Origin of the sequence: Sinomonas sp. G460-2 (assembly GCF_047759905.1) — a bacterium.
In the GTDB taxonomy this organism is placed as follows: domain Bacteria; phylum Actinomycetota; class Actinomycetes; order Actinomycetales; family Micrococcaceae; genus Sinomonas.
Map to the genome: position 1 here is coordinate 1 of NZ_JBKZWT010000244.1, position 5,491 is coordinate 5,491.

The 5,491-nt window shown below is 69.3% G+C and carries 6 protein-coding genes and 1 pseudogene; 5 read left to right on the top strand and 2 right to left on the bottom strand.

Annotated elements, in window-relative coordinates; translation table 11 throughout:
• From ACLN58_RS17060 to tatC, 4 genes are all read left to right on the top strand, one after another.
• The coding region (locus ACLN58_RS17060; protein WP_415856443.1) for a WYL domain-containing protein at positions 1–1,510 on the top strand (1,510 nt) is incomplete at its 5' end.
• Positions 1,511–1,520: 10 nt separating this feature from the next.
• On the top strand, positions 1,521–1,889 hold the full coding sequence (locus ACLN58_RS17065) for a hypothetical protein (RefSeq protein WP_415856444.1): 369 nt from the start codon (positions 1,521–1,523) through the stop codon (positions 1,887–1,889).
• A 27-nt stretch (positions 1,890–1,916) separates the two neighbouring features.
• On the top strand, positions 1,917–2,201 hold the full coding sequence (gene tatA / locus ACLN58_RS17070) for a Sec-independent protein translocase subunit TatA (protein WP_415856445.1): 285 nt from the start codon (positions 1,917–1,919) through the stop codon (positions 2,199–2,201).
• Positions 2,202–2,245: 44 nt separating this feature from the next.
• Positions 2,246–3,040 carry a twin-arginine translocase subunit TatC gene (gene tatC, locus ACLN58_RS17075; RefSeq protein ID WP_415856446.1) on the top strand — a complete coding sequence of 265 codons (795 nt, stop codon included), beginning with the start codon at positions 2,246–2,248 and terminating at the stop codon, positions 3,038–3,040.
• On the opposite strand, the gene ACLN58_RS17080 is transcribed toward tatC, so the two are convergent.
• Complete coding sequence (locus tag ACLN58_RS17080; protein WP_415856447.1) at positions 3,037–4,176, bottom strand: RNA-guided endonuclease InsQ/TnpB family protein; 1,140 nt, start codon at positions 4,174–4,176, stop codon at positions 3,037–3,039. The genes tatC and ACLN58_RS17080 overlap by 4 nt on opposite strands.
• Before the next feature lie 224 nt (positions 4,177–4,400).
• Positions 4,401–4,526 (bottom strand): annotated as a pseudogene (locus tag ACLN58_RS17085) (helix-turn-helix domain-containing protein); the annotation flags it as partial.
• A gap of 110 nt (positions 4,527–4,636) precedes the next feature.
• Here ACLN58_RS17085 and ACLN58_RS17090 point away from each other — a divergent pair.
• The coding region (locus ACLN58_RS17090) for a DEAD/DEAH box helicase (protein ID WP_415856448.1) at positions 4,637–5,491 on the top strand (855 nt) is incomplete at its 3' end.

A 5,491-nucleotide genomic window follows, 5' to 3' on the forward strand; every position in this document is an offset into this window, starting at 1 on the left:
CGCCCTCGCGGACGCGGCCTCGCGCCGCGCCGAGGTGACGTTCGCCTACTACGCGACGAGCACGGGCCGGGAGGAGGAGCGGCACGTCGAGCCGTGGGGGCTCGGGCAGCGCTACGGCCAGTGGTACCTCGTGGGGTTCGACGCCGGCCGCGCCGCCCCGCGCGTGTACCGCCTGTCGAGGATCCGGGGCCGGATCACGGTCGGAGCGGAGGGCGCCTTTCCCGCGCCGGAGGAGGGCGCGGTCCACGCGCAGCTCGAGAGTTTCGGCTCGCTTCCGGCCCAGACCGCGAGGATCCGGGCCGCCGAGGGCCGCGCTCTTGAGCTGCGGACCGCGTGGGAGCCCGTCGTCGCCGACGCGCCGGAGGGCTGGGAGCTCGGCGAGTACGCGTTCCAGGACGTCACGGTCGCGGCGGACTATCTCGCGGGCTTCGGCGACGCGCTCGTCGTCGAGTCGCCCGCTGAGCTCGCGGACGCCGTCGTCCGTCGCTTCGACGGTGCCCTTGCGGCCCTCGGCACCACGGGAGCGCGTGTCGTCACCGCCCCGGCGCCCCGGCGCACGAGGCCCTCGGACGAGCGCCTCGAGCGGATCGTGGACCTCGTGCCGTTCCTGCTTCGCGGGCCCGTGGCGGTCGGTGAGGTCGCCGCCAAGTACGGTATGACGGAGCGCGAGCTCACCCAGGAACTCTCCGTCCTGCAGTATTCGGGGCCCACCGACCTTGGCGGCTGGCAGGACTGCATCGAGGTGGACGTGCACGAGGGTGTCGTGAGCCTCGCGAACGCGCCCGAGCTTGCGCTCCCGCGGCGGCTGAGCATCGAGGAGGCCCTCTCGCTCCAGCTCGGCCTGCAGACGCTCCTGCCGATGGCCTCGCCCGACGAGAGGCCTGCGCTCGAGGCGCTCGCCGCCAAGGTGGGCGCGGCGACCGCTCAAGGCGCGCGCTCGGTTCCGCAGATCGACGTCAAGGCCGAGCCGCAGCGCAATGCTGAACTTCTGCCGGTGCTCCGGGCGGCGGTCGCGGGCGGAAGCACGCTCCGGCTCGGCTACCTGAATCCGACGAAGGACGAACGCTCCGAGCGCCTGGTCAACCCCCTCGCCCTCCGCTCGGACGGGGATCGGTGGTACGTCGAGGCCTACTGCCATCGCGCGCAGGAGCGCCGCGTGTTCCGCGTGGACCGGATCGTCAGGCTTGAGCCGAGCGAGGCGCAGCCGTTGCCGGAGGGAGTCACGGCGCGCGCTGAGGGCTGGCTCGTCGAACCGAGTGCCACGGATGTCGAAGCGGTCCTGCGGCTCGCGCCCGAGGCCGCGTGGGTCGAGCATGAATACGGCGCGATCGGCGGCGTCGATCTCGAAGACGGAAGCCGCCGCGTCCGTCTGCGCGTTGCGGGGCTCGATTGGCTCCCTCGCTTCCTCGCCCAGTTCGGGGGATCGGTCGCGCTCGAGGGGCCCGAGACGGCCGTGGCAGTGTCGCGTGTGTGGTTCACACGTGCGCTGCGAGCCACCGGGAACAGATAGGCTCTTCCTCGTGCCGTGGTGGTTCGGGGTCCTCCTGTGGACGGCGCTGCTCGTTGGCAGCGCCGTCGCGTTGGTGCTTGTGGGCTATTGGCTTGTGCGGAAAGCGCTCCGTGCCCTGCGCGACGCCGGGGAGAGTCTCGCCGGGGTCACCATGGACAGCGCTCTTGCGCTGTCCGAGCCAGCAGACGACGGCGGTCACCCGGCTCAGGCCACCAACGCACCGGCGCCGGGCAGCGCGGTTTTCGCGGACCCCGAGACGATGCGCCGCAGCTACCGAGGCGGGAAGTCCGAGCGTCGCGAGGCACGCCGACTCAGACGCGTGGCCCGAAGGGCAGCTCGTGGGCAAGCGCAGTCCCTCCGTGACCTCGGACTCATCTAGACTTGCAGTAGAAGGAAAGGACTTCTTGTGGGACGACTCTTCGATAGCCCGTGGCCTATCGTCATCATCATTGTTGTGGCGCTGCTGCTCTTTGCCGCGCCCAAGCTTCCGGGCATGGCGCGTAGCCTCGGCCAGTCCATGCGCATCCTGCGATCCGAGGTCAAGGAGATGAGGAGCGAAGACGGCAAGTCGACTTCGTCGTCGTCCTCTTCTTCGGGCTCGGCCGAGGGGCCCGTCGAGGGCAAGGTTATCCCGCCCAAGGGCGCTGACGAGGGCGACGGGAACTCCGCCGGCCCGTCCAAGCGCGCCTGAGCGTGGCCGCGGCCAAGGGGCGGAAGGCCAATCCCGAAGGCCGAATGCCCCTCCTCGAGCACCTCCGGGAGCTCAAGAACCGACTCATCAAGTCGGCCATCGGTGTGCTCTTGGGTGCGATCGGCGGCTGGTTCCTGTACGACCCGATCCTCGAGGCGCTGCAGCAGCCGGTCAAGGATATTGCCGCCCGAACGGGCGGCATCTCGGGCGTCAACTTCTCCACGGTCGGCTCGCCGTTCGACTTCAAGCTCCAGCTCGCGATCCAGATCGGCCTCGTCCTCTCGAGCCCCGTGTGGATCTACCAGGTCTGGGCCTTCGTCATGCCCGGGCTCACCGTCAAGGAGCGCCGCTACACGATCGGCTACATGGCGGCGGCGGTGCCCCTGTTCCTCGCGGGCGTGTGGGTCGGCTGGAGCGTCACGCCGCAGGTGGTCCGCGCGCTCACGCAGTTCACGCCGTCGGGCTTCTCTAACCTCATCGACGGGCGCGAGTACATCGACTTCGTCACGCACATGGTGCTCTTCCTCGGGATCGCGTTCCTCGTGCCCGTGGTGCTCGTGGGGCTCAATGCGGCCGGGGTCCTTGCCGGCAAGACCATCCTCAAGGCGTGGCGCATCACGGTCTTCCTCGTGTTCGTCCTCGCCGCGCTCGCCGCGCCCGGGGCCGACGCGATTTCGATGTTCATGCTCGCCGTGCCCCTCCTGGCACTGTTCTTCGCTGCCATCGGCGTCTGCCTCCTGCAGGACCGGCGGCGGCTGCGCCGGCAGGAGAAGCTCGCCGTCGAGTCGGAGGCCGCGGCGGATACCCCGACGTCACGCGAGGACTTGGAGAAGTTCTAAAGCGTGTCGAACCCGCGGTTGGTGTTCGGCACCGCCCTTCTCGGGCGTCCGTTGATCAAGCGACTGTGGGCGCTTGTCGCGGGTTCCCGCGTCTGCCACGCCGGTTTCGTCCCCGCTTGCGCAGGGGCCAGAGCCTTCGTGTCGGCGGGCGTTGGTATCCCGGCCTCGTGCTTCGGGGTCCAGGGCTGGGCGTGGTCCTCGGCCCAGGCTGCGAGGTTTGCCGCGGCGTTAAGGTCGCGGTCGATGGAGAGCCCGCACTCGCCGCAGCGGTAGGTCCGCTCGCCGAGGCCTAGTTGCGTGCGGAGGTGGCCGCAGCGGGAGCAGGTCCTGGAGGAGGGAAACCACCGGTCGACGAGGACAAGCTGGCCACCGTGCCAGAGGCACTTATAGTCGAGCTGTCGGGCGAGCTCGGCCCAGGCGGCGTCGGCGATAGCGGCCGCGAGCGTGCGGTTGGCGAGCATCCCTGTCACGTTCAGGTCCTCGATCGCGAGCCGGGCGTGAGTCTTGGCCAGCTGGTTCGATACCTGATGGAGGAAGTGCTGCCTGCGGTTGCGGATGCGCTCGTGGTGGCGGGCGAGGCGGGTGAGGGCGTCGGCCCTGTTCTTCGATCCCTTCTTTTTGCGGGAGACCGCCCTGGACAGGCGGCGGGTCTTGGGCAGAGCGGCCTTTGCGGCCCTTGGCGCTGCAGCAATCCGGAGCGTTTCCGCCCCGTCCTCGGTCGCGGACGCTATAGGGGTCGATAAGCCGCGGTCCACTCCGACCCAGCCAACCGGTCCGGCTTCGCCCGTCGCGCTGCTGTGGTGATGGGCTTCGTGAATGTCAGAGGCTTCGACGACCAGGCTCACGCTCCATCTGCCGGCACGGCGACTGACCGTGGCGAAGAGGACCCTGGCGCGGCCCTTGGCCAGGAGCCGGCGCAGCGGACGGGTGTCGTCGTGGACCCGCACGGCGCCGATCCCGGGTAGGGTCACCGAGCGAGGGTGAGTCTCGCCGACGCGCATGGTGTTACGGACGGTGCCGTCCTTTGACCGGCTGTGCTTGTTCCGGAGCCGGAAGGCCCCGCTCCCGCCCTTCTTCTTGAACCGTGGGTGGCCGATGTTCTTCCCGCGCGCTTGCCGTTTCGGGAATCGATCCATGCCTTCAGCGCCCTCCCGGCGTGGACGGCGCCCTCTTCGAAGACCTGCTGGCACACCTCTGTTCGCCAGGGCAGCCCGGTCGTCACGGTCTCGGCGGTCCCTGTCGGATCGACGGCGAAGACGCGTCCGGCGGCCTCGGAGCGCTTCCAGATGTTGAAAGCGTTGATCAGATCGAACCCGGTCCACGGAACCGCAAAGGTCTTGCCTTCGTTGTGGGCTTTCCTAGCCTTGAGATTGAGGCGCAGGGACTGGTTGAACGCGAACCGCGCGGCCCCCGCGTGCCGGGCAAACGCCACCGCCTGCTCGGCCGTCGGGTCGAGCCGGTACCGGAACGTCGTGTGCCTTCCCATCACCTCCGAGTCTCCCGGCACTCTCCGACATTTTGGCCATCTGCCAGCCCTGCCATATCCTCCAACTCCCCGACGGAGTCCAGACGTTCTACACCATTTAGGCTGGACTCATGTCCACCGTCCCCGAGAACCTGACCCCCGCCGAGCGTTACGCCTTGGACGCCGAGCGGCGGGCCTTCTCCAAGACCGAACTCGGGGCCTTCGCGGCGGAGCTGCCATTCCCCCTTGACCCGTTCCAGCGCGAGGCCTGCCGGGCCCTCGAAGCCGGACGCGGGGTCCTCGTCGCGGCTCCGACCGGCGCGGGAAAGACCGTGGTGGGGGAGTTCGCGGTGCACCTCGCGCTGCGGAAGGGGCTCAAGGCTTTCTACACGACGCCCATCAAGGCCCTCTCCAACCAGAAGTACGCGGAGCTCGCCGAGGCGTATGGCCCCGATCAGGTGGGCCTCCTGACCGGCGACGTCACCATCAACGGCGAGGCCCCCGTGGTGGTCATGACCACCGAGGTCCTCCGGAACATGCTCTATGCAGGCTCCTCGACGCTTGACGGTCTCGGATACGTGGTCATGGACGAGGTGCATTACCTCGCGGATCGCTTCCGGGGGGCGGTGTGGGAGGAGGTCATCATCCACCTCCCGCGAGACGTCCGGATCGTCTCGCTCAGCGCGACCGTCTCGAACGCCGAGGAATTCGGAGCCTGGCTCGACACCGTGCGGGGAGAGACGGAGATCGTGGTCTCCGAACACCGGCCCGTCCCGCTGTGGCAGCACGTCATGGTCGGCCGGCGTCTCGTTGACCTCTTCGCGACGCGGCAGTCGTTCGACGACCTCGCAGATGCGCACGACCACGTGGGCGATGCGGGGGAAGACGAGGACACCCCTGCCCCGGCAGCGCCGGCCTCGCGTCGCGAGGAGCACCCCCGTGAGCTGACTGCCGTCAACCCGGAGCTCGTCGAGGTTGCCCGCCGA

Coding starts and splice junctions, on each gene's coding strand:
- ACLN58_RS17080 (WP_415856447.1), bottom strand. CDS start 4,176: ATGGATCGATTCCCGAAACGGCAAGCGCGCGGGAAGAACATCGGCCAC.
- tatC (WP_415856446.1), top strand. CDS start 2,246: ATGCCCCTCCTCGAGCACCTCCGGGAGCTCAAGAACCGACTCATCAAG.